Source organism: Paenalcaligenes sp. Me131 (genome assembly GCF_050487225.1).
In the GTDB taxonomy this organism is placed as follows: Bacteria; Pseudomonadota; Gammaproteobacteria; order Burkholderiales; family Burkholderiaceae_B; genus Paenalcaligenes.
Genome location: NZ_JBKQGY010000003.1, coordinates 399,142 through 425,848, shown reverse-complemented (window position 1 = coordinate 425,848; position 26,707 = coordinate 399,142). Strand labels below are relative to the sequence as shown.

Genomic DNA, 26,707 nt, shown 5'->3' with positions numbered 1-26,707 from the left:
GTCACTATGAGTCAGTCCTCTTACCGTCATCTGGATACGTTGCTTGCTCATTTAGGGTTAGCCGAGTTTGACCCACAAACAGGCGCAGCCCCAGTGGCGATTCCTTCCGTGCGTTCCAGTACGGTGCGATTCCGTTCCTTGGAAGACTTAGACGCTGCCCAAGCAGCCCAAGCGGCAGGCCAACGCAGACCGGCTTACGGCCGGGGCGGGCTAGATACACATGCCGCGTTAGAGCAGGTGTTTTGTGAGTTAGAACAAGGCCAGTACTGTGCGCTTGTGCCCTCTGGTATGGCCTCAATTGCTTTAAGCATTACCGCCTTGGCGCAGCACGGTGACCATGTGTTGGTGACTGACTCTGCCTACGCGCCTGTACGGCTTTATGATTCTGGTTTGGCTAAACGTTTGGGTATAGAGATCACGTATGTGAAACCAGATGCGGAGTCTGTGCGTGCTGCCATACGTCCTAATACCAAAATGCTGTATTTGGAGTCTCCCGGTTCGCTGTTGATGCAAATGCTGGATGTGCCCGCCTTAGTCGCTGTAGCCAAAGAGCATAATCTGGTGACTGTTGCTGATAACACATGGGGCTCTGGCTATGCCTACAGACCATTAGAGCTGGGCGTGGATGTATCGGTGATTGCCGCGACCAAATATGTGGCGGGCCACTCTGATTTGATGATGGGCGCAGTGGTGGTGGGCGATAACCCAGCCCTGATTTCTGCGGTGAAGAAAACGAATTACGCCTTGGGTTATTCGGTGAGTGCCGATGACGTGTGGCTAGCATTGCGCGGTGTGCGTACCTTGTCGGTGCGTATGCGTGAAAGTGCATCCAATGGCCTGAAACTGGCCGAATTCTTGAGTACCTTGCCCGAGGTAGAGCGTGTATTTCACCCCGCCTTGCCTAGCGACCCAGGTCATGCATTATGGAAACGTGATGCCACAGGCTCTAACGGTATGTTGGCCTTCAGTTTGAACCTGCAACCTGAACAGGCGCGTCGCTTTGTGAATGCGTTGACGCTGTTTGGTATTGGCTATTCATGGGGTGGTTTCGAGAGCCTAGTGCAGTATGTAGAGCCTGAACTGGTGACGCCGCACTCCTACTGGAATCGCAACACCAAACCACTGATACGTTTACATGCCGGCTTAGAAAATGCGCAAGATTTAATTGCGGATCTAACCCAAGCATTGGCAGCGGCTAAAGCAGCATGACGACGGTTGTACCAGTCACAGGGCCTGTGTTGATTTTGTACACCGGCGGCACGCTAGGTATGGAACTGGGTGCCGACGGGTGGGCACCTGCAGCCGGGTTTGAGCAACGTATTCAGCAAGCACAAACCGCATGGCCGCAGGCTCAGTCTCTGCCCACGTGGCGTTATGCAGCCATAGACCCGCCTATAGATAGTGCCAACATGACGCAGCAGTTGTGGCTACGCATGCGAGATGCGATTGTGCAGGCCGCCGAGCAGGGGTGTAGTGGTGTCGTGGTACTACATGGCACGGATACATTGGCCTATAGCGCGGCCGCATTAAGTTTTTTGCTGTGCGGTGTAGGTATGCCCGTTGTGTTAACGGGGTCGATGCGACCTGCGGTGCAACCTGATACCGATGCATGGGCCAATGTGTTTGGTGCGTTGTCGGCCATCACTAGCTGTGCAGCGGGTGTGTTTGTGTACTTTCACCAGCGTTTGTTACGTGGCACACAGGTAAGCAAATGGCACAGTGATGCGGATGACGCATTCAGAGCAGTACGCCATGAGGGTGCTGAGTCTATTACTGGTCATGTACCTGCCGCACTGAATTTTCAGGTGCAGCGTCAGCCGGTATCTTTAGCGGTGGTGCCGTTTTACCCCGGCTTTCAGGCTAATGCCTTGCAAAGCATTGTGGATACAGGTGTACAAGGGCTGATTTTGGAGTGCTACGGTACCGGCACTGGCCCAACAGAGGACGCTGAGCTCTTGGCTGTATTACACCGAGCCACCGCACAAGGAGTGGCTGTAGTGGGGATTAGCCAATGCCCAGTGGGTAGCGTGCTGCCAGGGCAATACGCAGCGGGCAGTTTGCTGGTACAGGCCGGCATGCTACCTAGCGGCAGCATGACGCGAGAAGCCGCCTTAGCCAAATTATTTGCCTTGTTGGGGGCGGGCATCACGGCCCGCCAACTGCCCGACTACTGGCTCACCGATTTTTGCGGCGAGTTGGCGTAACGCTTAATAGTCGTCGTGTTTTAAGCGATCAATATTACGTCTATCGCGCTTGGTAGGGCGACCAGTGTGAATGCTTAAGGCAGGCTCTGGCGCTAAGCGGCGCTGTTCAGCAGCGCTTTCGCGAGCATGAATGCTTTCAGGCGTTTCGGCATACAAGGTACGGGCAACGGTAGCCGGGCCACGCACAGCACTAATGGCTTGCACGATCACTACCGTAGCCGGAGGCTGCTTGGTGATGGAAATTTCATCACCCACCTGAATATCGCGTGCCGGTTTTGAGCTCTGGCCATTCACCAGCACTCGGCCTTTATTGATTTCATCTACGGCTAGGCTGCGAGTCTTGTAAAACCGCGCTGCCCATAACCATTTGTCTAAACGGGTCTTGTCCATATCACAAAGTAGGATAAAGATATGATAGAAATCACAGTATAGTAGTAATCACACGGCGCTGTTTCCGCTGTACATTCCGCTCTGCAGTATTCGAGCAATTCATGCGTGACCGAGGAGGTTGAAATGAGTTTTTCGGATTTAAAACAGTTTGGCATCGATCTGGAATTCCCCTATAAAAAACGATACGACAACTACATTGGGGGGCGTTGGGTACCTCCTGTAGCGGGGAATTATTTCGAGAATATCTCGCCCATTACGGGGCAAGTATTCTGCGAAGTCGCACGATCCGATGCAGATGATATTAATTTGGCCTTAGATGCAGCGCACGCGGCGCGCGAGGCGTGGGGTAAAACCTCTGTAGCCGAACGTTCCAATATCTTGTTGCGCATCGCAGATAGGATAGAGCAAAACCTAGAGAAATTAGCGGTGGCGGAGTCCATCGATAACGGTAAACCTGTACGTGAAACACGCGCGGCTGACTTGCCACTGGCAGTAGACCATTTCCGCTATTTTGCGGGCTGCATTCGCGCTCAAGAAGGCGCTATTTCCGACATAGACAGCACTACGGTGGCGTACCATTTCCACGAACCAGTGGGTGTGGTGGGGCAGATTATTCCGTGGAACTTCCCACTACTGATGGCAGCATGGAAACTGGCTCCAGCGTTGGCGGCAGGTTGTCCAATTGTGCTGAAACCAGCTGAGCAAACACCCGCATCCATCTTGGTATTGATGGAAGTTATTGGTGATTTGTTGCCTCCGGGTGTGCTGAACGTGGTGAACGGATTTGGTAAAGAAGCCGGTAACGCGTTGGCCAGCAGCCCACGCATCGCCAAAATTGCGTTCACAGGGTCTACGCCTGTGGGTAAAACCATTTTGCACCATGCGGCTGATTCGCTGATTCCCGCTACGGTAGAGCTGGGCGGTAAAAGTCCTAACATCTTCTTTGAAGACGTGATGCAAAACGACGATGCTTTCCTGAATAAAGCATTGGAAGGTGCCAGCATGTTTGCCCTGAACCAGGGCGAGGTATGTACCGCACCAACCCGTATGCTGGTGCAAGAATCCATTTACGAGCGCTTCATCGAGAAAGTGGTGGCTAGGGTAGAGCGCATTAAAAAAGGTAACCCGTTGGATGCTGCCACGATGGTGGGGGCGCAGGTATCTCAGGCTCAGATGGATCGTATTCTGGGGTACATCAACCTAGGGCGTGAAGAGGGGGCTACGTGCTTAACGGGTGGTGATAGAAACCGCATGCAAGGGCTGGACGCTGGTTTCTATGTGAGCCCCACTATGCTGCGTGGTGATAACTCCATGCGTGTGTTTCAAGAAGAAATCTTTGGCCCAGTTGTGGCCGTGACTACCTTTAAGGACGAAGAAGAAGCCATTGCCATTGCGAATGACACCTCCTATGGTTTGGGCGCAGGGGTATGGAGCCGTGATGGTTCACGCGCCTACCGCGTAGGGCGTGGCGTACAAGCTGGTCGTGTGTGGACCAACTGCTACCACTTATACCCAGCGCACGCCGCGTTTGGTGGGTATAAGCAGTCGGGTATTGGTAGAGAAACGCACAAAATGGCATTGAGTAACTACCAGCAAACCAAGTGTATGTTGGTGAGCTACAGCCCAGACGCGTTGGGCTTCTTCTAACCTTCTGATGAATCAGGCAGCGCAACAGCATTGGTGGTTGCGCTGTGCTCTAACAAACTGATCAATCTGCGAGTCAACAAGGGGTGCGTGAGCGTACCCCTTTCTGCTATCCCAATCTCTCTGGAAAACGCATGTTTGCCTAACGAGAGCATGCGCACGCCTTGAGGAAAGGGGTAATGCGCGGCGGTCACTGGCACAATGCCTACGCCTATACCTTTTTCTACTGCGTGTATTAACCCACCTATTTCATCCAATTCCACGGCGTCATGCACCGATAACTTATGCTGGCGTAAAAATTGTTCTATGCGTCGTCCACCAAAGGACGTGCGCACATAGCGCACAAACGGAGCGTGTTGCAGCAGATGCTGCCAATCGCTGCCGGGATGATGGTCCGAGGCAATCAAGACAAAGGGCTCATGCAGCAAGGTGTGCCATGTGATGTCGGGCGGCAGCGTGTACGGTGGGCGCACCATCACAGCCAAGTCCATATCGCCGGTGTCCACTTGGGCAATGATGTTTAACGAATCCCCGGGTATGACACGTAGCGAAATACCGGGGTATTCCTGCCTGAACGCTGCCATCGCATCAATTAACCACGACTGTTGAGCAGAGGTGATCGCACCCAACACCAAGGTACCTTGTGCGCCATCGCTATAGCTCATGTTCCCTAACTGCTGCATGGCGGTAACGATATGCTCGGCGCGTGAATGTACCTCACGGCCCTCTAAGGTTAGCGTGGCACGTCTGGCGCTGCGGTCAAATAAGCGTAGTCCTACGTGTTGTTCTAACCGTTGAATCTGCGCGCTTACCGCGCCTTGTGTGAGGCCTATGTGCTCACCAGCTTTGGCAAAGCTACCGTAACGCACTACCGCCTGAAAGGTACGTAATTCACTCAGCATAATTGATCAATTAAATTGATGGAAAACATAAAAAATTATAGCTTTCCATTAAAAATAATTGGTGAGAGACTAACTACGTCTACTTACTTTTTTGAAAGGCAGAATATGGCGTTGGATGCTGAAATTGTCAAAACTCTAGAAGGGGTCACTACGGCCACAATCACTACCGTTCTGTTGAAGTTAGGGCTACGTAATACGTGGATACGCGGCACCAAACCGCTGGCGGAAGGGCAGCCGCGCATAGTGGGGCCTGCTTTTACCCTACGTTTTATTCCGGCGCGTGAAGATTTAGCGACAACCGCATCGTGGAGTGCTCCTAACTCTACCCGTGCTGCGATTGAAGCCATGCCCGAAGGGTGTGTGGCGGTCGCGGATGCTTTTGGTGTGACCGATGCCGGTGTGTGGGGCGACATTTTGTGCGAGCGTATGGTGAAGCGCAACATCAAAGCGATGGTGACAGATGGCGTGATGCGGGATGGTGCTGGTGTGAAGGCCTCTGGCTTGCCGGTGTGGAGCCAAGGCCAAGCAGCGTCGCCGTCAGTGGCGAGTATGACGTTTATCGGTTGGGAAGAGCCCATAGGGTGCGGTGGCGTGGCGATTTTCCCCGGCGATATCATCGTGGCCGATCAAGATGGTGCGGTGGCTATCCCCGCTGCGTTCTTGGACAAGGTGTTGGAATTAGCACCTGAGCAAGAGCGTCTAGAAGGTTGGGTGGTAGAGCAAGTGCGGGCAGGGCATCCATTACCCGGCTTGTACCCGGCCAATGAAGAAAACATGGCGCGTTATAGAGCCTACCGTGCTGAGCAGGAAGCTAAAGAGGTAAAAAATGGATAAGTTAGACGAGAAATTCAGTCGCCTGGGTACAGACAATGCGCCAGGCCAAGAAGTACGGCAGCGTGAAGGCGCCGAGTTTCAAGCTTTGCTGCGTGGTGAAACCCTAGAAGGTCGCCCTGTGGATTTCTCACATGGCGATGTGGATGCCTTCCCGCCTGTGGATAACGCCTTGGCGGTGTTTTCCGAGGGCTATCATCAAGGGGGTGCGCAAGCCTATACCGAATATAGAGGCAAGGCAGCGATTCGTCATGAAGTCGCCAAACACCTAGGTACGTTCACGGGTAGTCCTGTTGATGCGGAAGAAGAACTCATCATCACTACAGGCACGCAAGGTGCATTGTTTTTAGCCATTGCGGCGTGTGTCACGCGTGGCACCAAAGTAGCCATCGTGCAGCCCGATTACTTCGCGAACCGCAAACTGGTCAGCTTTATGGAAGGCGAGTTAGTGCCAGTACAGTTGAATTATCATGCGACGCGTACGGCAGCGGGTTTAGATTTGGATCAGCTAGAAGCGGTATTCAAATCTGGTGTAGAAGTATTCTTGTTTTCTAACCCCAACAATCCTACCGGTGTGGTGTATTCACGCGAGGAAATCGTGCGCGTGGCGCAGCTAGCGGCACAGTACAACGTGACCGTCATTGTGGATCAGCTGTATTCCCGTTTGTTATATAGCGGGGAACAGTACACCCACCTGCGTGCGCAACCTGACATGAACAGCGATAACTTGCTGACCATTATGGGGCCATCTAAAACCGAATCGTTGAGCGGTTTCCGTCTAGGCGTTGCATTTGGGGCGGCTCGTTTAATACAGCGCATGGAGAAATTGCAGGCCATTATCGCTCTGCGTGCGGCGGGCTATAACCAAGCAGTGTTGCGTACGTGGTTCAATGAGCCGGATGGGTGGATGTCGCAGCGTATTATTGAGCACCAGCGTATTCGTGATGCTATTCTAGACATCCTGCATGCAGTAGATGGGGTGCAGGTACGGCCATCACAGGCTGGTAGTTATTTGTTTCCCCAGCTACCTGATCTGGTTGTGAAACCAGAAGAATTTGTGCGTATTTTGCGCGTGCAAGCAGGGGTGACAGTCACCCCGGGCAGTGAGTTCGGGCCCAACGTCACCCACAGTATACGTGTTAATTTTTCACAAGATTATGGGGCAACCGTGCAGGCAATGCAGCGTGTCGCCACCTTAATCCAGAGGTATAGAAAATGAGTAGTAACCAATCCGCCACTCCCGCTCCACAAGGTAATTATTCTCCCGCTACGCGCGAAGGGAATTTGATTTTTACAGCTGGCATGACACCACGTCGTGCTGGTGTGTTGATTCGTACTGGCGGTATTAGCAGCAGCGATCCCGTAGATGTACTGCGTGAATCTGCTGAGTTGGCCGTACAAAATGCACTGACAGCCGCTCGTAGCGTGCTGAACGAGTCTGAGCAACTGCGCAAAGTGGTGAGCATGACTGTTTATGTCGCCAGCACGGACCCTGAGTTCGATAAACACCCTAAAGTGGCTGATTTTGCGTCTGACTATTTGGCTGCTGAATTGGGTGCAGCCGGTATTAGTGCACGTGCTGCCGTGGGCGTATTCACTCTACCTAGCAAATCGCCGCTGGAAATTTCTCTGGTCGTCGCGGTTTAACGGTATGAGACTCTAGGCAGGATGTCTTCCTGTCTAGGGTAGAGAAACCGTGTAATCAAGGGTGATGGGCTGCCATCACCCTTGGCTTGTTTTGGTTATAGCAATAACTTCTAATAACTAGAAGATATTATGTTATGGCTAAATGTTCAGTTTTGAAATAAGCAATAGATGCGATAATGAATCGCTCTTTTCGACTGTTTGCTGGGTGGTAAGCAGTCTTGTTCTGAAGTAACCATGCAACCAAAAAATCAAACCAGTGCGTCAACCTTGATACGATTGGACGCCGTAAACAAGACTTTTCCCTTACCGGATGGTTCCACTTTTAATGCCATACGTTCCTTAACGCTAGATATTGCGGAAGGACAGATATTTGGTCTGATTGGTAAAAGTGGTGCGGGTAAATCAACGCTGCTGCGAATGATTAATTTGCTGGAACGCCCTGATAGCGGTCGAGTATTGCTGGCAGGACAAGATTTAACCACGCTGTCCAAGCGCGATTTGCGCATGGCCAGACAAGATTTGGGCATGATTTTTCAGCAGTTCAACTTGCTGCAAAACGCCACTGTCTTTGAGAACGTCGCCTTTCCTCTGACGCTGCACCGCAGAGTGAACAAGAAAGAAGTAGAAGCGCGAGTGCGTGAGTGTTTGGAATTGGTGGGCTTGAGTGACAAGATTCATCACTACCCCGCTCAATTGTCCGGTGGACAAAAGCAGCGTGTGGCGATTGCCCGTGCGTTAGCGCCGCGTCCCAAAGTGATGTTGTGTGACGAGCCTACGTCGGCACTGGATACCGAAACGACGCGCTCGGTGTTAGATACCTTACGTGATATTAATCACCAGTTGGGCGTAACGATTGTGATCGTGACGCATGAGTTGCCAGTGGTGTTGTCGTTGTGTACACGTGCCGCCATTCTGGAAGCTGGCCAGTTGGTAGAAGTCGTTGATGTAGCCGATCAAAACTCCCCACGAGTGAGTGCGTTAGGGCGTGAGTTAGCCGAAGAAGCACGACGTGCTGAGTTATTGCAGAAATTTTATGCCCAAGAAGGGCTAAGTGCCGCGTAAGGGTTGTAGAGTATGTTCGATAATATTATTCCCATTCTTCCTGACTTGTGGCTGGCGATAGGCCAAACCTTCTTAATGTTGGGCATAGGGGTGAGCGCCGCCATTGTCTTAGGTGGACCACTGGGCGTATTGCTGTTTTTGATGAGCCCAGGCCAATCACTGAGCAGTCCAAAAATCTATTTGGTAGTGAGTTGGGTAGTGAACACTATACGTTCTTTCCCGTTCATTATTTTGCTGGTGGTGTTGGCGCCGTTTACACTGAAAATTGTGGGTGAGCCTATTGGCCCCTTGGCAGCATCGGTGCCGTTGTCGGTGGCAGCGATTCCGTATTTAGCTCGTTTGGTAGAACAAAGCCTACGCGAAGTGCCGCGAGGTGTGATCGAAGCTGCTCAAGCTATGGGTGCGTCCGAGCTGCAAATTGTGTGGCGTGTGCTGGCGCGAGAAGCGCGCTCCGGGTTGATCCTAGCGCTCACCGTGCTGGCAGTCAGTTTTCTATCTTACTCCGCCGTTGCTGGCGTGGTGGGTGGCGGTGGTATTGGGGATTTGGCCATTCGTTACGGCTACTACCGCTTCCAAACCGATGTGATGTTGCTGACGGTAGCGATACTGATTGTGATCGTGCAGATCATACAGTTTGGCGGTAATGCCTTGGCACACCGACTGGATAAACGTTCGTAATTTTTGTTGTACTTTTCTCGTATTACTCAAGGGGTATTCTCATGTTGAAGCTACGCCGCCAGCTTATGCTTGGCACCATTGCCGCCATGCTAACTCTGGGCACTAGCGCTGCTCACGCAGCAGATCCCAACAAGCCAAGCTTGGTGTTTGGTGCGACGGCTGGCTATAACTATGATGTGCTGAAGTTGGCTATTGTTCCTCAGTTGGAAGAGCAAGGCTACAAGGTCAAACTGGTAGAGTTCAACGATTACGTGCAGCCAAATATTGCCTTGGCTCATGGTGCGTTGGATGCCAACCTGTTCCAGCACATTGCGTACCTGAACCGTTTTAAAACAGATCAAAACTTGCCGTTGAGCGATTTGGTACAGAGCACGACTGCCCCTATGGGTATTTACGCAACTGGCCGCGACAGCTTGGCTGATGTGCAAGACAAAGACCGCTTCACCGTACCTAACGACCCCAGTAACTTGGCACGTGCTTTGCAACTGCTGCAACAGCACCAAGTGATTGTGGTGAAACAAGACGTAGACCCACTGCGTGTGACCGAGCGTGATGTGGTTGAAAATCCTAAAAACATCCGTTTGCAGCCAGTAGAAGCAGCACAGTTGCCACGTACTATTGGCGGTGTTGAATACGCTGTTGTACCCGGTAACTTTGCGATTGCCTCTGGTTTGGATCTGACCAGCGCGGTAGCGTTGGAGCAGCCTCCAGTAGACTACCAACAGGTAGTGGCTGTACGTACAGAAGACTTGGACAAACCATGGGCTAAAGATTTGGCTGATGCGTTTAAATCCGATGCGTTCAAAGCAGCGTTGGATGAGCACTTCCCAGGCTACGTACGCCCAGCAGGTCTGTAAAAATAGCGATACGCTCACATGGGTTAACCATGTGAAAAGAAAATCCCCCTGATACCAATGGCATCAGGGGGATTTTTTATGAGTAGCGAAGCTAGCGAATCACTTGAAACGTTACAACGCTAGCTGCGCATACTCACTGTGTATTATTGCGCTAACAAACCGTTCGCCAGCTCCAGCATTTGTGGAATACCACGAGCCATGCTTGGGTTGGTGACGTATTTACCGCTCACCGCCAAGCTAGGCGTAGCCTCAATACGGTAGGCACGGGCTAAATCGTTAGCTTTGGAAATCTTGGTGTTCACGCCAAATGAGTTAAACGTATTGGTGAACTCGTCTTTATCAACGCCTTGGTCAACCGCCCATTGGGTCAGTGCTTTGGCATCAAACAGTGGTTTTCTTTCTTGGTGTAGGGCTTTGAACAGTGCTTCGTGCAAGTCCAAACGATCCAAGGCTTCCAAGGTGTAATACATGCGTTGTAGGTCTACCATGCCAGCATTAAAGGCGATAGGCACACGTTGTAGCACCGTGTCTTCAGGAAGTTTGGTGGCCCATTCTGCGACCAGTGGCTCGGCCGTTGCGCAGTGTGGGCAGCTATAGGAGAAAAACTCCAGTACTTCGGTTTTGTTAAGCGTATCCGAGGGCTGAGCCTGCTCCAACGTGACATACGTCTGCGCTTGCTGGGCCATGGAGGGAGCACTGAAAAGGGCGCTCAGTGTAAGTACACTGCTAGCCGCCAGACGAAGAACTGAAGTTTTGTTCATTATAGGATTTCCTTCCTGCTAGGTAATAGGGCTATAAGACAGTGAGGATCGCATAAAGTTCAAGGCTGACGCACGACAGAGGTAGCGATCTGTTCGTTACCCAGTGTGATGCGTGCTTGATTCATGGCATCCAAACCATTGAAAGGGCCTACACGTACACGATTCAATGTGGTGCCGTTCACTTCGGCAACCTGTACTTCGGCAGGTAAGCCCAACATCAAAATACGCGCCTTGGTAGCATCCGCATCGTTAGCAGAACGGAAGGCTCCGGCCTGCAAGAAGTAACGTTGCGACGCAGCCGCCTTAGGCGGTGCGGGTGGCGGTATCATGGCGAGTTGTTTAGGCTCGGCGTTGTTGTTTGCTGCGGGGGCCGCTGACGGCGTAGCAGCGGCAGTCGGTGCCGCTACTGCTGGAGGTTTAGCAGCCTCGGGCAGCGTTGCAATCAATTCACCTAGTACGTCTTTTTCAGGGCGTGTACCACCTGCAGGGGCAACAGGACTCAAGCTATCTGGCTGACCATTGGCAGTGGTGCTAGGGCGAGGATACAGACCTATATTTGGGTCGGGTGCATCACGTACTTCGGGAAGCAGCACATTGGGTGCAGCACGGCTTGCCTTGTCATTAAAAGGCATGGGCGCTTTAGTGATGTAAAACGCGACCAATGCTGCTGCCGCCAAACCCAGTATGAGGCCGATGATGACGCCAAATAGGGTACTGCCTCCGCCACTGGAGGATTTGCTAGATCGGGTATTCTTGCGTCGTGTTGCCATAGTTCCTACATTTTTTCAGGTGCAGACACACCCAGTACACTTAGGCCGTTAGCAATGACTTGCGCGCAAGCAATAGCCAAAGCCAGACGGGCACGTTTCAGCGGCAAGTCGTCTATATTTACGCGCTCGGCGTTATACCAAGCGTGGAAGTCTGCGGCACAATCACGCAACCAGAAGGTAATTTGGTGCGGAGCCAAGTCATTGGCTGCCAATTGCAGCATGGCTGGGTATTCAGCCAGACGTTGCAGCATGGTCAACTCGGTAGGTGCAACCAACAAGCTGATATCAGCTTGTTGAATCTGCTCTGGTGTTTCACCAGATTGGTTCACCATCGAGTGTATACGTGCGTGTGCGTACTGGATGTAGAACACGGGGTTTTCTTCACTGCGTGACAGAGCTAAATCTATATCAAACACGAACTCGGAGTCGGCACGGCGTTGTGCTAGGAAGAAGCGCACAGCGTCTTGGCCTACCCATTCGATCAGTTCGCGCATGGTGACGTAGCTACCTGCACGTTTGGAGATTTTAACTTCTGCGCCATTACGCATGACTTTCACCATGCTGTGCAGAATGTATGCGGGGTAATCTTTAGGGATGCCAATATCCAAGCCTTGCAGACCAGCGCGCACGCGAGCAATCGTGCCGTGGTGGTCTGTACCTTGAATGTTGATAGCGTGGTGGAAACCACGTTCCCATTTAGCGACGTGGTACGCCACATCGGGTACGAAGTAGGTGTAGCCGCCTTCACGCTTGCGCATCACGCGGTCTTTATCGTCGCCTGTGCCCAGTTCGGTAGTGCGCAGCCACAGCGCGCCTTCTTCTTCGTAGGTATGGCCGGCTTTCACCAGCGCATCTACTGTTTTTTCTACGCGGCCGCTGGTGTATAGCGAGCTTTCCAAGTAGTAGTTATCAAACTTCAGACCGAAAGCTTGTAGATCTAAGTCTTGTTCGCGACGCAGATAGGCAACCGCAAAACGGCGGATGTCGTCTAAGTTGTTCACATCGCCAGAGGCTACAACCGTTTCTACGTCAGCTGCGCCTACGCTTTTACCAGCGCAGAAGTCTTCAGCGATGTCTTGGATGTACGAACCACGGTAGCCATCTTTAGGAAATTCTTCGGACTCAGGGTCGATGCCGCGAGCACGGGCTTGCACACTGATCGCCAAATTGTCAATTTGGTTACCCGCATCGTTGTAGTAAAACTCGCGCGTGACATCAAAGCCTTGGGTGGCAAACAGGCGGCAAATGGCGTCACCCAAAGCAGCTTGACGAGCATGGCCTACGTGCAAGGGGCCTGTGGGGTTGGCAGAGACGAACTCCACTAATACTTTATCGGTACGCGCTGGTTGAAAACCATACTGTGTACCTTGTGCGGCGATGGTGTGCAGTACAGCTTGGTGTGCGGCAGTTGTCAGGCGGAAGTTAATAAAACCAGGGCCAGCGACTTCAGCGGAAGCGATAAGCTGTTGTGCATCAGGGTTGGCTGCTACGTGCGCCACGATTTCCTGTGCCAATTCACGAGGGTTTCGTTTTGCTGGACGAGCCAATTGCATAGCAATGTTTGAAGCAACATCACCGTGTGCAGCCACTTTTGGGCGCTCAAGGGTGATCGTAGGTGACGCGTCAGGAACGAGGGCGTGAACGGCGCTTTGAAGCAGCGCGATGAGCTGTTGTTGTTGCTCTGCAAGCATAGAAATCGTGTGTAGTATCAGGTTGCGTGATGGGGAAACGGAGGTTTACCGTGGCCCATACGTATAGAAAGTCCAAGAGTTACATGATAGCGTGATTTGCGCTAGATTTCCTCTTTGATTCAAGGTGCTTGGGCGTTTTGCTGCGCCAACCACTGGTAGTAGGCAGCCATATCGACTTCAGCTACTTGATTGTCGTCGCGTGTACGCCAATCTGAAAAACGTCGTAAGAAGGGCTCGACTTGATCGCGTATGTTTTTTCCCAATTCGGGATGGTCTTGTTGGTATTGATTATGAGCAGGGTGTGACGGAGACTGCACGCGTCGGTCACTGTTGAGCAGATAGCGTTCTATGGCGGAGCGTTCATCATGCAAGATGGGAGTGCTGACGTTAGCGTCATCGGTGTTTAGGTATTTGAAATTCAGACCTACCGCGCGTGCTTGCCAGAGCATCCACATCAGCGCGACGCGACTCAGATCGCCCGGTTCAGGTTCAAGCAGGTCATGGCCACCACCTATATCCGAGTGAGCACCTATAAATGCTTGTTCTAGTCGGTTCAGATTGCTGGGAACGTCTAGGCTGTACAAGGGGAACATCCAGCGGTGCTCGTTAAGGGCTACAGCATGGGCTACCCAACCCCAAACGGGCGATATAGACAAATCGTAGAGATGATTGGCTGATCCCGACAACCCAAACTGGGCAACCGTATCAAACAATCCCATAAAGCGTGTTTGTATGCACAGAGCGAGTAGGCCGCGTTGCGGGTGTTGGTACTGAAACCAGCCGTTTTGTGTGTGCTGCACAATCAGGTTGGCAAAGTGCCTAGCCAATGCAGCACCGCGAGAAAAACCCAGTATATCGATGGGGAGTACGGCTTGCCCCTGTCGCTGACCGCGTTCAATTAGATTGAGCAAATGTGCCCATTGGTTTTGGATGATCTGATGCGCTTGGCTGGCCGTGATGGCATCCCAATCTACGTAATATGGGTTGCCGGGGCCTGATTGATAGAAGCTTTCACCGTCATACAGCCTACTCAATAATTGCACGTTACTTTCGGTGTGCTGGTTTTGGCGTGTGCCGTCAAAGGCAAATAACACCAAACCTGTGGGATCAGCATAATGGCGAGGTTGCTGCTGTGCATAACCTAAGGCTTGTAGCCCAGCAACCGGGCCTAAAGGGTCTGGTTCTACGTAATAGCCTTGTTCCGGTAGATAGGTACGGTAGCCATTATGGTGCCAACCGGTGATCGGATCGGCATACTGCCCGGGTAGGCGTAAGGGTAGGTCAACACGGTTTACCAACACCTGTGCATGACCAAAAGGTGTCAACTGCGCCGCCCAGACTATCTCGCCATGTTGATCGGTCATACTGTGAGGGGCACCCAACCAGTCACTGTGTATGTGGTATAGCTCGGTGCTTTGATCGGGTAGATAGCGCAGCATGGCTATAGGCACATTGTGTGCATAGATATAACGGCGTGATTCATAGACCGGTGCGGTAGGGCTGATGCGGCGCTGCTCTATCTCTAATCGGGTGCCAGTGAAATAGAACGACCGGCTGTCATTGGGGTAGTGTGCGGCAATGAGCTGCCCAAATGCATTGTGCTCATAGGTGGCTAGCAGTTCGTGTTGGTTCCATACTTGTTGCAACTGTCGTTGTGGGCTGTAGCGTAATGACAGGGTTTTGTTGCCATACCGTACTGTGGTGGGTAAGCCAGAGGCATCACGCTCTATGTTAGGTAGAGCGATAGCATTGGTGCGCCAAAGCGCTCCTTCTTCTGACCAGGCATAGTACTTAGGAGAGTCTTGGTTTCGTTGCCAGACTACGGTTTGCTGCTGGTCGTTATACCCAAAGCCATAGCGTTCTTGTGACTGCAAAGTAGGTAAAAGGTGGTGTTCAGCCCGCAACATGCCAGAGGTGGCGTGGTAATAGCGAGTATTTAGGTAATAGAGCGTTTGATCCGAGTGCACCGACAATGTATAAGCTTGGCCAGCTGTGTTGTAGTCCAACTGGGTGATGAGGCCATTTGAGTAGGCATAACCCCCCGGTAAGCTACGCAGTAACGCGGTGTTTTGGCCTGTATTGTCTTGCCATGTGATGCCAAGTAGCTGCGGGGTGGAGTCGGCCCAGACATAGCGCAGGTGGCCTCCTTCAGGCAGTGTATGTGTTTGTAGTCTGCCTTGTGCATCGTAAACGTAGTTGTCTTCAAACGTAGGGAGTAGTGGACGAGTGATGGTACGGGTTAGCACGTTACCCGTTGCGCCTACATGTTGTTCTTGCGTTTCAGCAGGGTGCTCTACACGTAGCTGTGTGGGCTGTAGCCACGCTACGTTGGTTTGGCTACGGGCACGAGCAGAACGGTACTGTAATTGCCAGCGTAGTGGGCTAGTGTGGTGGGAAACCGTGAGCTGATCGCCATTAGCGTGAATTTGACGCAGCGGTAAGCCTGTTAAATCATAAAACCAGCGAGTGGTGCCACTCAGAGTGCTAGACCATTGCTGTAGTTTGCCCTCGGTGTCGTAGTCTAATTGCAGACCTGCCCAACCGGCGTGACGGGGAGTGAGCGTTATACCTTGTGCGTGTTGTTGCAGGTTAAGGGTATTGATCTGTAATTGCCCTTGCCGTGGTGATGACACCTGTAGATCAGGAGGAGGGCAACCTGGGCACGTAGTTCCCGTAGTGCGAATTAAGCGTCCAGAGTGGTTGAGGTATTGCTGCTGTTCTCCGGCTTCGCTTTGTATACGTATAGGTTGTTCAGCAGAGGCAGGGTAGTGGATAGTGACTGACTGCTGGCGATCTTCTTGTGCCGAACTGATGGCGCGCCCTTGCTGGTCATAGGCCCAATACCGTAAGCGGTAGAACTGACCCGTGGGGCTGTGTTGGATGCTAATGCCCGTTAGCGCGAAGGGGTGGCCGTTTTGATGCTCGGCTTCGTATAAATAATGCAGATTACGGCCATCGGGATAGTGCACGCGCTGTAACCGTAACAACTGAGACGAGGCGGGTTGATCATAATGGTAGGTGATGGTGCCTACAGGGCTATGTAGCTGTTGCAGGTAATAACGTGAGCCGTGTTGCAGATAACGTAGCTCCAACTGTGTGTGGGTGGTACGTATTCTGTATAGCTGCGCAGGCCATTGGCTGTTATCGGGGTAGTAGTCAAAATAGGTAGCCTGCTCACCCTGCTGTATATGATGTAGTTTGCCGTTTACAAAGGTATAGCTGTCGCCATTATGGCGGTGCCACGTATAGGTGTCTGGCTTCTGGTCTACCCGTATGAAACCAGAGGGCGATGGTTTTTCTGTCAGTGTGAGATCAGGTTCGCCTGGTAGTTTCACAACATAGCGCCCTGCAGACACAGTAAGACTGAGTTCATAGTTGTGCTGCCATTGGGCTCCTAGACTGCCCAAAATTACACCTTGCGCGCTGTAGTACCGGCTAAAGCCTAGGTTGTCTCTGTGCGGTAGTGCAAAGAGGTCCCAGTTATGGTGGGTTTTGTTGCCAGTGGCCGTATGTATAGGGTTACCTGCCGTGGGGTCAGGTAATTGATAAGGCTGGTTCGGGCTACCTAATCTGGCATTGCAGTGTTGGTCTGCCGTGGGGGCCTGACATTGTTGAGCATTCGCGGCCCCCAGCCAGAAAAGCAATAAGCTGTATAACAGTAGACGCAACATAAGGCTGTGCCCTCAGACATAAAAAAGCAGCTTCTATACTGCAATTTTTTGCCCTAAGCGCGTTACCATAGGAGCCATGATGATCTATTGGAGAAAGTGCTATGTTGCTGGTGTTTAGTTCTAAAGCTGCCCCCAACGTCATGATGTTTGCGGAGCATGCATTGCTGGTATTAAAAGCGGCTGGGCGTCCCTATCTTGATGCACTGCCAGAGCAGGGTGTTATCCCGCATGATCAATTGGCTGCAGCCATTACTGGTATAGAACGTGCTATGTCGTTGGACTCCTCCCATCAAGACTCCGATCAAGACGAGGAAGAAGAAAGCCACAAACACCCTATGCAGTTGCCAGTGAGTTTCAAACAACGTGCTTTCCCATTATTGGATATGATGCGTCGCTCGGCAGAAGCTGATGTGGACGTAATGTGGGAGCCTGCTCACACCGAGTGGTAAGCCAATACGCAAAAACGCCCCTGGTAGGGGCGTTGTAGCGGCACTGCCAGGGTGTCTGGCAGGCGCTTATAGGTAGCGTGCGCTAAACAGGATCACTGTATTAAGCGCATTCAGCTTCTGCACGTTTCGCCAGTTCGTGACGATTAACGGCACTCAAAATCGCTTTGAAGGTAGAGGTCAGGATGTCCTGATGAATACCTACGCCAAAGCCACTTTGGTTGTCTGCAATACGAGTTTCAATATAGGTTGCTGCTTTGGTATCAATACCGCTGCCAATCGCGTGCTCGGTGTAGTCCATGACCTTGATAGGCATATCCAACGCATTGATGAATGCGGCCAAGGCACCGTCGCCTGCGCCTTTCAACTGACGCTCTTCGCCATTTACCTTCACTGTCAGGTCGATGCTGACGCGCTGATTGCCGTCATCATCTTTAGGCGCGCTGCTGATGGTGTGGTTGATCAGTTTCCATGGGCCTTTGGTATCCAAGTACTCGCTTTCGAAAATGCTGTACACGGCTTCTGGTGTAACTTCTTTGCCTGTCTCTTCGGTCACGCGCTGAATGGCACGGCTAAATTCGATTTGCAAACGACGTGGCAATACCAAGCCATGCTCTTGTTCCAGCAAGTACGACACACCGCCTTTACCGGATTGGCTGTTGACGCGAATCACGGCGTCGTAGCTGCGGCCCAAGTCGGCAGGATCGATTGGCAAGTAAGGAATTTCCCAAGGCTCATCGGCTTTCTGTAACACAAAGCCTTTTTTGATGGCGTCTTGGTGGGAGCCAGAGAAGGCAGTAAAGACCAAATCACCAGCATAAGGGTGACGTGGGTGCACCGGAATCTGGTTGCATTCTTCTGCGCATAAGCGGATAGCATCGATATCAGAGAAGTCTAAGCCTGGGTGCACACCTTGGGTGTACAAGTTCAGTGCCAAAGTAACCAAACACACGTTACCAGTACGCTCACCGTTACCAAACAAGCAGCCTTCTACACGATCGGCGCCAGCCATCACGCCGAACTCAGCGGCAGCAACAGCGGTACCGCGGTCGTTGTGGGGGTGCAAACTGATCAAAATGCTGTCGCGACGTGCCAAATTGTTGTGCATCCATTCAATTTGGTCAGCGTACAAGTTAGGCGTAGTGGCTTCAACCGTTGCTGGCAAGTTCAGCACGATTGGATCTTCTGGGCTTGGATCCCACGCTTCTACGACGGCATTACATACGTCTAAGGCGACTTCTGGTTCGGTGGTACTGAATACTTCTGGGGAGTATTCATAGCGCCATTTGGTAGCAGGCTGAGCCTTAATGGCTTCTTTAATCATTTTTGTGCCATTGACTGCCAACTGACGCACTTCGTCTTTGCTCATTTTAAAGACGATTTTGCGGAATGCGGGGGCGCAGGCGTTGTACAGGTGGATCATGGCGGTTTTAGCGCCAGTCATGGCTTCTACGGTGCGCTCAATCAGATCTTGGCGAGATTGAGTCAAACAGATGATGGTGACATCGTCTGGAATGCGTTTTTCGTCTATCAGTGTACGTACAAAGTCGAAGTCAGTTTGTGAGGCAGAGGGAAAGCCTACTTCGATTTCTTTGAAGCCAATGTTGACCAGCATGTCGAAGTAACGCAATTTGCGCGCTACGCTCATGGGCTCAATCAAGGATTGGTTACCATCGCGCAAGTCAGTAGACATCCAAATAGGCGGAGTCTCGATGCGTTTGGATGGCCAAGTACGCTCGGAAAAATCGCGGGCGAAAGGTTTAAATGGAATGTATTTTGAAGCGGGATGGGTAATCATTGATGCACCTGTCAGGCGAAAAAAGTATATAAACTTTTTGCCGTCACCAGAACCACTACGTCATGCTAATGACGGCATATAAACACGTGGCTGAATATTGGCTGCCGAACTACCACTAGGCTCTAGGCCCGGCAACCGGGCGCTAGTAGTAGTGGTAGTAGGCTAATCTGGGACAGGGAAATAATTGCACGCACATCAGCACCGTTGCGACCAGATTGGTCGGCGGAAGCAATGCTGAGAGAAATAGTGCGTGCGTTATCCATAACTATTAGTCAAACATGAAATCCGGCTGATTGCAAGTCATTTTCGGGCACTGTGTCGACATTGCGATGCGTATTCAGCAAAGCGGCTTGTCGTTCTGCCATGCGAATTTTGTCGAACCGGTTGTTGCCCAGCTCTTGGGCAGCACGTTGTAAGTCGCCGATAGTAATGGGGTTACGGCGCTCGGACCATGTCCAATGTATGACCTCACAAGCATCGGGTGACAACTGAGGAACGAGTGTGTTCAGCGTGCTTTCACTCACGGCACGTTGTTGCCATAGCCCGTGTGTAAACACCACAAAGCTGTACAGCATATAGACGATCAATAGCGTGCACAGCAAACCAATGAACCACCATACATAAGTACCGTAGTGTTGAATGAACGATAAACCGTCTGAGCCCAGGGCATGCAGGCCGGAGTAGTCGATGGTGTCGCCAAAACGTACTAGACGTTGCACGAGGGGCCACCATATCAGCGCCACCACGATGACGACGATGAGGCTGAGTAATTTCTGAGGCATGGTCAGGCGCATCAGCGTAGTGCGTAGCAGAGCGCGATCGGAGCGTTGGGTAGCAGAAGCTGTTTTCATGGCAACCTAAATGTGAGAATCCGGGAAAGTCTGACAAGCTGGTATTGTTGCAGAAAGCCCGCCGTGCCCCCAGTTTTTGGCCTCCAGAATTGTTGGTTTTAGCCCACTGTGAAAAAGGGCAAATCGTGTCCAAATATTAGTAGTTGCGTTTTTTAGAACTGCGGATGATAATAGTTCTCATGTATATTTGTATATGTAACGCTATTACAGAGCGTCAGGTCAAAGAAGCTGTAGATAATGGTGTCTCCACCATGTCTGATCTACAAGCTCAACTTGGAGTAGCTACGTGCTGCGGAGCCTGCGCGGACACTGCCGTTGAGTATTTGCCCGGTGGGCAATATGCCAGCGAAGGTTCACTGTTCGCTACGCCAATTGCACGTCAGCCAGAAACTGTAGAAATGGCCGCAAACGAGTCACAATTGCGCCCAGCCCGTACGGTTTCGTACGCTACCTTGTCCTGATTCGACTTCGCTCGCTCTCACTCTCAAGCTAAGTGTTTGAGAATGCTTCTCTTTTTTGCCTTTTTTCGCGCTAATTATTCTGGCTTCAAGCCTCAAGTAATGATGTCCGGGCTGTTATAGTTAGGTCTGTTTGGCTTAACGTAGCTTTCCGGAGGTGAGAAGAATGAAAGGCGACACCAAAGTTATTTATTACCTGAACCAGCAGCTTAAAAATGAGCTGACGGCAATTAACCAGTACTTCTTGCATGCCCGCGTGATGAACCACTGGGGCTTTGGCAAACTGGGGAAGATAGAATACAAAGAGTCCATCGGCGAGATGAAGCATGCCGATTTGCTGATTGAACGTATCTTGTTGCTAGAAGGCCTGCCTAACCTGCAAGACCTGCATAAACTGCGCATTGGCGAAGATGTGCCCGAGATGCTGGCATGTGACCTGGCGCTAGAAAAAGCCGCTCACGTGACGGTAAAAGAAGGCATGGAGTACTGTGAGAGCGTGAGCGATTTCGTTTCTCGCGATTTGCTGCTGACTATTCTGGACGATACAGAAGAGCACATTGATTGGCTGGAAACTCAGCTGGAATTGATAGAAAAAGTCGGCGTACAGAACTACTTGCAATCACAAATGGGCGACGAATAACGCGCTTTTGTGCTGTCAATATAAAAAACGCTACGTAATGTACGTAGCGTTTTTTTGTGTATCCAGATCTTACAAAGCCGAATTATCGGCTTGGGCAGCCTTCCACTTGTCCCCATGCATTGTTGGGACCGCAGTATTTATTACGGGCATCCCATGAGCAACTTGGGCGTTCAAAGAAGCCTTTTTGCGAACATGCAGCGAGTTCACGCTGGAACTGAGGAATCCAACTGCTGTTGCGACCTACGTTAGGCACAGGGGCAGTAGGAGGCGGCGGAGGAATCGTTACATCCACAGGCTGTATGGCTTGCTGCCCAGAGCTGCGGTTGCTACCAGTTGAAGGGCCTATACGAGCGATACCTTGTAAACCGCCCGGTGAGGTGGCGCCTTGTTGCCGCAAATCAGAGAGCGCGCTTGCCGATAGCTTGGTATTGGCTAGCGCGATAGGCGGATTGTATTTGTCAGCAGTTTTTGCGACGATTTTCCATTCGAAACCCTCTAGCTCTTCCGGTATACCCAAACGGCCATTGACCAGTGGTTGGGGAGCAGGAGTGACATATGGCTTGCCATCAGCATCTAGCGTAGGCATGAGCTGAGCAGCCTCTTCAATCGCCACCATATTGGGAGCACGTAATGGGCCATTTTCTACTAGCCAGTTACCCATCTGGATACCGCCCCATACTGAGGCTCCCAAAGCTAGTAACACGATTGCAAGAATTAAACGCCAGGACATAGTAAGTGTTCGCTGTGATGATAGCGGCTGGCCCTTTCAGAGGAAAGGGCCAGAGCTTGAAGTTTACATTGTAGCGAAAACCTGTCCGCCATGTTCACGCATGGCATGGAATTCTATGCCGGGGTTAAGGTCTTGAGCCACACGTAACTGGGCTGGTGAAGAGGCTAAGAACGCGATGGCGTCTACGACATCGTAGGCAATATTGGCCGCGTTGGTCTCTAGAAACTTCTTCATTACTTTTTCGTCAGAAGCTGTAACCCAGCGTGCCAAGTTGTAGCGTGAGGGGGACAAACGGGCATCTACGTTGTATTCAGTGCGTAGTCGGTGAGCAACCACTTCAAACTGCAACTGACCTACCGCACCGAGCAGCAGTACACCACTAGTGAGATGTGGGCGGAATACCTGAATAGCACCTTCCTCGCCCAACTGTGTCAAACCTACGCGCAATTGTTTAGTACGTAGTGGATCTTTAACTTCTACCGCTTGGAATAGCTCGGGTGCGAAGAATGGCAAGCCTGTGAATTGCAGGTTTTCGCCTTCGGTCAGTACGTCACCCAATTGCAGTACGCCATGGTTAGGAATACCGATAATGTCGCCAGCGTAGGCTTCTTCCAGCAGGTCACGACGTTGTGACAGGAAAGACACCACGTTGTTCGGGCGTATTTCTTTGTTCGTACGAGCTACTTTTAAACGCATACCACGTTGGAAGTGGCCAGAGCTTACGCGCACGAACGCTACGCGGTCACGGTGAGCAGGGTCCATGTTGGCTTGGACTTTGAACACTACACCGCTGAATTTTTCTTCGTCGGGCTCAACAGTACGTTGCAACGCAACGCGCGGTCCGGGTGGCGGAGCCATGTCTACCAGAGCATCCAGCACTTCTTGAACACCAAAGTTGTTCAGTGCGGAGCCAAAAAATACAGGCGTTTGTTTACCCGCTAAGAAGGCTTCGTGATCAAAATCGCTAACCGCTTCTTTGATCAGGTGAATTTCATCGCGAGCTTTGCTGAAGTTCTCACCAAAGCGGCGTTCTGCTTCAGGGTTATCTAAACCGGGGAGCTTTTCATCGTTATCGCTGCGGTGTTCTTTGCCAGAGGTAAAGACGTGCAGGTGGTCGGCGCCCAGATTAAATACGCCACCAAAGGCGCGCCCCATCCCTACAGGCCAGGCAAAAGGAATCGCTTCCATGCCCAAGTGGTCTTCAATCTCGGACAGCAGGTTCAATGGTTCTTGAACTTCACGGTCCAACTTGTTGATGAAAGTGATAATGGGGGTGTTACGTGCTCTACAGACCTGCAACAAACGAATGGTTTGTGGCTCTACACCGTTCGCCGCATCAATGACCATCAGCGCCGCATCTACCGCCGTCAGTACGCGATACGTATCTTCGGAGAAGTCTTGGTGACCGGGGGTGTCCAACAGGTTGATCACACAGTCACGGTATTCCATTTGCATCACGGATGAGGCAACTGAAATACCACGTTGTTTTTCGATTTCCATCCAGTCGGATGCGGCATGCCGTTCCGCTTTACGCGATTTCACGCTACCTGCAATTTGGATGGCGCCTGCAAACAGCAGAAGCTTTTCCGTAAGGGTGGTCTTCCCCGCGTCAGGGTGAGAAATAATCGCAAAAGTTCGGCGGCGCGAAGCTTCTTGGGCAAGGGTGGACATCAGCAGATACGGTAAAAGAGGCTAAAGCCTGTAGAAAAAATCAGGCAAAACGTCTATTTTCGCTCAAATCTGCCAGACTCACAATTATCTTGCCGTATTAGACGGTATTTGTCAGGGTAGAAAAGGGAAAAACTATGCACATCATGGTGATAGGAGCCAGTAAAGGGCTAGGGCGAGCCTTGGTAGAAGGTGTGGGTACGGTAGGTGATACCGTGGTTGGTGTGTCACGACAACGGCCACATAGTGTGCAGTCGGCAAATGGGGCTACCGTGACATGGGTAGAGGCCGATATGAGCCATCCCGTAGCAGCAGCGGATGCATTATCTGCTGCCGCTCCACATGCGATTGATGTGCTGATTTATAACGTAGGTATCTGGGAAGCGAAGGCGTTTTCCGAGGACTACAACTTTTTAGACGATAGCGACGAGAGCATTCAACAATTGGTAGGGGTGAACATCACGGCTACCTTGTTGGTGTTGAAACGGTTGCTGCCGCATGTGTTGCGATCTGACAAAGCTCAAGTGATTTTGACCGGCTCTACCTCAGCATTGCGACAAAGCGGGCGGCCTGAAGTGGCATTTGGCGCGAGTAAGTTTGCGTTGAACGGCATTGCCGACTCATTGCGCGAAGGCTTTAGAGAGCAAGGCTTAAAAGTGAGTGTGCTGCAGTTGGGGTATTTAAATACCGAAGATGCTTTGTCGGTGCCTGTGGAAGATGCCGCCGCGCGTGATGAAGGCCATACGGTTCCGGTACACGATGTGGTGAGTGTGGTGCGTACGATGCTGACGTTGTCAGATGCCTCATTTATGCGTGAGGTACTGCTGCCAGCACGCTACGACGAACGCTTCTAAGTAACCATTACAGGCACACACACCATGTGTTCGGCATGTGTGCCTGCAGTGGATTACGAACCGCTGTCTAGGCGTACGGCACGTTTGGCATTGCGCCCACGTAGCCATTCCAATGTCAGCAGTAGAGCCGTTGAAAACACAATCAGAATCGTGGCGATAGCCGCAATAATGGGGCTGATGTTTTCACGAATACCTGTGAACATTTGACGTGGTAACGTGACCTGCTGAGGGCCTGCCAAGAACAAGGTGGTGATCACCTCATCAAAAGAAGTAATGAAGGCAAAGAGTGCACCTGCAATAACCCCAGGGGCAATGATGGGCAGCGTCACTGTGAAAAATGCGCGTAACGGGTTAGCACCCAAGCTGTAGGCAGCGCGCACCAAATTACTATCAAAACCCTGCAACGTGGCCAGTACCGTAGTGAGCACAAATGGCGACCCCAGTGCGGCGTGGGTCAGCACCAGCCCCATGTAGCTGTTGGTAAGGCCGTAAGGGGCAAAGAACAAATACACCCCCACACCCACGACCACTAGTGGCACGATCATGGGGGAAATCAGCATCCCCATTAATAGGCTTTTGCCGATGAAGCTGGCGCGTTGTAAGCCCATGGCTGCCATGGTGCCTAACACCGTGGCAATAATCGTAGACAGTGGCGCGACGATAAAGCTGTTGCGGGTGGCACGTATCCAGTCCTCAGAGTTGAACAACGCTTCATACCAGCGCAATGACAAACCTGGCATGGGGTACAGCAGTAGGCTACCTTCGCTGAACGACAAGGGGATGATCACCAGTATAGGAATCAACAGGAAGATCAAAATCAGCCAGCACAATAACCGCTGTACGATGCGCCAGACGCGTTCTGAGGTAGAAAGATAAGGATTGGGTGTCATAGTCGTTTCCTTTAGCCCAGTCCCAGTTCGCGACCAGATAGGCGACGATACAAGGTGTACAGCACCAAGGTGCCTGCCAACAGCAAGAAGCCCAGCGCACTGGCCATGCCCCAGTTAATGGTCTGGTTGGTAAAGTAGGCCACGTAGTAACTAATCATTTGGTCGTTAGCGCCACCTAGCAAAGCGGGGGTGATGTAATAACCAATGGAAATGATGAATACCAGCAAACAGCCAGCCGCTATACCGGGGTAGGTTTGCGGCACATACACTTTCCAAAATGCGGCAAACGGATGGCTACCTAGTGAAATGGCCGCGCGTTGATACGTAGGTGGAATAGAACGCATCACACTATATATAGGTAAGACCATGAAAGGCAGCATGATGTGAATCATGGCGATGTAGACCCCGATGCGATTGAACAGTAAATCCAAAGGCACATCGATAAGGCCTATTTCCATCAAGGTTTTGTTGATGAGCCCTTGGCGTTGCAGCAATACAATCCATGCGGCAATACGCACCAGCACCGACGTCCAAAAAGGGATCAGTACACAGATCATCACCAGATTGGCGCCACGCGCACTCATGCGGCTCATCCAGTAGGCAAGTGGGAAGCCTAATAGCAAGGCCATCACGGTTACGCCCAGACTGATTTCAAAAGTGCGAGCAAAAATATCTTGGAAAGCAGAACTGCCTTCGGGGACTTTGACGATGTCACCTTGGGTGTCGCGCTTCAAATCCAGCGAGGCTAGCAGGTAATAGTCTGAGTACGCGTTATCGTTGTTGGCAATGGCACGCCAGTAATCCACCTCGCCCCAGCGAGGATCTATCGCAATCAGCTCCTCGCGTATGACCTCAGGTGATTTGTTGTCTATGTCAGCCAATGGCATTTTGCGCACGGTTTTGAAGATCAAGGTGCGATAGCCAGCAATTTCGTAGTTCAAGCGGCGTGCTAATAGACCAGAACCAGTACCGTCTTTGGCGTGTTGCAAGTCTGTAGCTAAGGCAACGAAGCTTTCTGCCGGGGGGGCGCTTTGTTGATCCCAGGTTTTAAGCGCCAGTAACGTGCGTGGCATGTGCTCTATAACCTCTGGGTTATCCACAGCCCTAAATAGCAGCGCCGCAACCGGAATAACAAAAATCACCAATAGAAAGATGGCCAATGGAGCAAGTAAACCAGCCGCTTGCCAGCGCTGTTTGCGGTGTGCTTTGACCACGGCTTTTTTAATGTCCGCTGTGGACAGCGTCATGGAAGAATTCATTCAGA

The 26,707-nt window shown here is 51.6% G+C and carries 25 protein-coding genes; 13 read left to right on the top strand and 12 right to left on the bottom strand.

Annotated elements, in window-relative coordinates:
* The first annotated feature begins 6 nt into the window (after nt 1-6).
* Nucleotides 7-1,209 carry a cystathionine beta-lyase gene (gene metC, locus ACLPHM_RS13670; RefSeq protein WP_430221780.1) on the top strand — a complete coding sequence of 401 codons (1,203 nt, stop codon included), beginning with the start codon at nt 7-9 and terminating at the stop codon, nt 1,207-1,209.
* A complete protein-coding gene (locus ACLPHM_RS13665; protein WP_430221779.1) occupies nt 1,206-2,204 on the top strand; it encodes an asparaginase in 999 nt (332 codons plus the stop codon). Before metC ends, ACLPHM_RS13665 begins: the two co-directional genes overlap by 4 nt.
* Before the next feature lie 3 nt (nt 2,205-2,207).
* On the opposite strand, the gene ACLPHM_RS13660 is transcribed toward ACLPHM_RS13665, so the two are convergent.
* Complete coding sequence (locus ACLPHM_RS13660; protein WP_430221778.1) at nt 2,208-2,594, bottom strand: RNA-binding S4 domain-containing protein; 387 nt, start codon at nt 2,592-2,594, stop codon at nt 2,208-2,210.
* Nucleotides 2,595-2,717: 123 nt separating this feature from the next.
* Between ACLPHM_RS13660 and exaC the strand changes: the two genes are divergently transcribed.
* Entirely contained in the window at nt 2,718-4,241 is a 1,524-nt protein-coding gene (gene exaC / locus ACLPHM_RS13655) for an acetaldehyde dehydrogenase ExaC (protein WP_430221777.1), read from the top strand.
* On the opposite strand, the gene ACLPHM_RS13650 is transcribed toward exaC, so the two are convergent.
* On the bottom strand, nt 4,238-5,140 hold the full coding sequence (locus ACLPHM_RS13650) for a LysR substrate-binding domain-containing protein (RefSeq protein ID WP_430221776.1): 903 nt from the start codon (nt 5,138-5,140) through the stop codon (nt 4,238-4,240). The two genes, exaC and ACLPHM_RS13650, sit on opposite strands and share 4 nt — an antisense overlap.
* 105 nt (nt 5,141-5,245) lie before the next feature.
* On the opposite strand from ACLPHM_RS13650, the gene ACLPHM_RS13645 reads away from it, so the two are divergent.
* The 6 genes from ACLPHM_RS13645 to ACLPHM_RS13620 all read left to right on the top strand — a co-directional run bounded on the left by ACLPHM_RS13645 (nt 5,246) and on the right by ACLPHM_RS13620 (nt 10,215).
* Complete coding sequence (locus ACLPHM_RS13645) at nt 5,246-5,974, top strand: ribonuclease activity regulator RraA (protein WP_430221775.1); 729 nt, start codon at nt 5,246-5,248, stop codon at nt 5,972-5,974.
* On the top strand, nt 5,967-7,190 hold the full coding sequence (locus ACLPHM_RS13640) for a pyridoxal phosphate-dependent aminotransferase (RefSeq protein WP_430221774.1): 1,224 nt from the start codon (nt 5,967-5,969) through the stop codon (nt 7,188-7,190). The genes ACLPHM_RS13645 and ACLPHM_RS13640 overlap by 8 nt, the downstream gene beginning before the upstream one ends.
* Nucleotides 7,187-7,618, top strand: coding sequence for a RidA family protein (locus tag ACLPHM_RS13635; RefSeq protein WP_135861728.1), 432 nt, complete (start codon nt 7,187-7,189; stop codon nt 7,616-7,618). Before ACLPHM_RS13640 ends, ACLPHM_RS13635 begins: the two co-directional genes overlap by 4 nt.
* Nucleotides 7,619-7,852: 234 nt before the next feature.
* Nucleotides 7,853-8,680, top strand: a complete 828-nt coding sequence (locus ACLPHM_RS13630) for a methionine ABC transporter ATP-binding protein (protein WP_430221773.1) — start codon at nt 7,853-7,855, stop codon at nt 8,678-8,680.
* Between the two features lie 12 nt (nt 8,681-8,692).
* A complete protein-coding gene (locus tag ACLPHM_RS13625; RefSeq protein WP_430221772.1) occupies nt 8,693-9,358 on the top strand; it encodes a methionine ABC transporter permease in 666 nt (221 codons plus the stop codon).
* Between the two features lie 41 nt (nt 9,359-9,399).
* Complete coding sequence (locus ACLPHM_RS13620; protein WP_135861733.1) at nt 9,400-10,215, top strand: MetQ/NlpA family ABC transporter substrate-binding protein; 816 nt, start codon at nt 9,400-9,402, stop codon at nt 10,213-10,215.
* Between the two features lie 143 nt (nt 10,216-10,358).
* Here the strand turns inward: ACLPHM_RS13620 and ACLPHM_RS13615 are convergent, their stop codons facing one another.
* The 4 genes from ACLPHM_RS13615 to ACLPHM_RS13600 all read right to left on the bottom strand — a co-directional run bounded on the left by ACLPHM_RS13615 (nt 10,359) and on the right by ACLPHM_RS13600 (nt 17,108).
* Nucleotides 10,359-10,976, bottom strand: a complete 618-nt coding sequence (locus ACLPHM_RS13615; RefSeq protein WP_430221771.1) for a thiol:disulfide interchange protein DsbA/DsbL — start codon at nt 10,974-10,976, stop codon at nt 10,359-10,361.
* Between the two features lie 59 nt (nt 10,977-11,035).
* Entirely contained in the window at nt 11,036-11,746 is a 711-nt protein-coding gene (locus ACLPHM_RS13610) for an SPOR domain-containing protein (protein WP_430221770.1), read from the bottom strand.
* A gap of 5 nt (nt 11,747-11,751) precedes the next feature.
* Nucleotides 11,752-13,437, bottom strand: coding sequence for an arginine--tRNA ligase (argS, locus tag ACLPHM_RS13605; RefSeq protein ID WP_430221769.1), 1,686 nt, complete (start codon nt 13,435-13,437; stop codon nt 11,752-11,754).
* A gap of 119 nt (nt 13,438-13,556) precedes the next feature.
* Nucleotides 13,557-17,108, bottom strand: coding sequence for a phospholipase effector Tle1 domain-containing protein (locus tag ACLPHM_RS13600; RefSeq protein WP_430221768.1), 3,552 nt, complete (start codon nt 17,106-17,108; stop codon nt 13,557-13,559).
* Between the two features lie 101 nt (nt 17,109-17,209).
* On the opposite strand from ACLPHM_RS13600, the gene ACLPHM_RS13595 reads away from it, so the two are divergent.
* Entirely contained in the window at nt 17,210-17,557 is a 348-nt protein-coding gene (locus tag ACLPHM_RS13595) for a DUF1840 domain-containing protein (protein WP_430221767.1), read from the top strand.
* A gap of 100 nt (nt 17,558-17,657) precedes the next feature.
* Here the strand turns inward: ACLPHM_RS13595 and leuA are convergent, their stop codons facing one another.
* On the bottom strand, nt 17,658-19,352 hold the full coding sequence (gene leuA / locus ACLPHM_RS13590) for a 2-isopropylmalate synthase (protein WP_430221766.1): 1,695 nt from the start codon (nt 19,350-19,352) through the stop codon (nt 17,658-17,660).
* Between the two features lie 272 nt (nt 19,353-19,624).
* Entirely contained in the window at nt 19,625-20,203 is a 579-nt protein-coding gene (locus ACLPHM_RS13585) for a hypothetical protein (protein ID WP_430221765.1), read from the bottom strand.
* A gap of 179 nt (nt 20,204-20,382) precedes the next feature.
* Between ACLPHM_RS13585 and ACLPHM_RS13580 the strand changes: the two genes are divergently transcribed.
* The gene (locus ACLPHM_RS13580; protein ID WP_430221764.1) at nt 20,383-20,664 is read left to right on the top strand and encodes a (2Fe-2S)-binding protein; all 282 of its coding nucleotides are present in this window, start codon (nt 20,383-20,385) and stop codon (nt 20,662-20,664) included.
* A 163-nt stretch (nt 20,665-20,827) separates the two neighbouring features.
* On the top strand, nt 20,828-21,301 hold the full coding sequence (gene bfr, locus ACLPHM_RS13575) for a bacterioferritin (RefSeq protein WP_430221763.1): 474 nt from the start codon (nt 20,828-20,830) through the stop codon (nt 21,299-21,301).
* 82 nt (nt 21,302-21,383) lie between these two features.
* Here bfr and ACLPHM_RS13570 read toward each other — a convergent pair whose 3' ends face one another.
* Together ACLPHM_RS13570 and ACLPHM_RS13565 are read right to left on the bottom strand one after the other, a co-directional pair.
* Entirely contained in the window at nt 21,384-22,031 is a 648-nt protein-coding gene (locus ACLPHM_RS13570; protein WP_430221762.1) for a hypothetical protein, read from the bottom strand.
* A 63-nt stretch (nt 22,032-22,094) separates the two neighbouring features.
* A complete protein-coding gene (locus tag ACLPHM_RS13565) occupies nt 22,095-23,702 on the bottom strand; it encodes a peptide chain release factor 3 (RefSeq protein ID WP_430221761.1) in 1,608 nt (535 codons plus the stop codon).
* Nucleotides 23,703-23,836: 134 nt separating this feature from the next.
* On the opposite strand from ACLPHM_RS13565, the gene ACLPHM_RS13560 reads away from it, so the two are divergent.
* Nucleotides 23,837-24,553 (top strand): SDR family NAD(P)-dependent oxidoreductase, encoded by a 717-nt coding sequence (locus ACLPHM_RS13560; protein WP_430221760.1) that lies wholly within the window; start codon nt 23,837-23,839, stop codon nt 24,551-24,553.
* 53 nt (nt 24,554-24,606) lie between these two features.
* Here the strand turns inward: ACLPHM_RS13560 and ACLPHM_RS13555 are convergent, their stop codons facing one another.
* Both ACLPHM_RS13555 and ACLPHM_RS13550 read right to left on the bottom strand, forming a co-directional pair.
* Entirely contained in the window at nt 24,607-25,443 is an 837-nt protein-coding gene (locus ACLPHM_RS13555; protein WP_430221759.1) for an ABC transporter permease, read from the bottom strand.
* A gap of 11 nt (nt 25,444-25,454) precedes the next feature.
* Nucleotides 25,455-26,690 carry an ABC transporter permease gene (locus tag ACLPHM_RS13550; RefSeq protein ID WP_430221758.1) on the bottom strand — a complete coding sequence of 412 codons (1,236 nt, stop codon included), beginning with the start codon at nt 26,688-26,690 and terminating at the stop codon, nt 25,455-25,457.
* Nucleotides 26,691-26,707 lie beyond the last annotated feature (17 nt).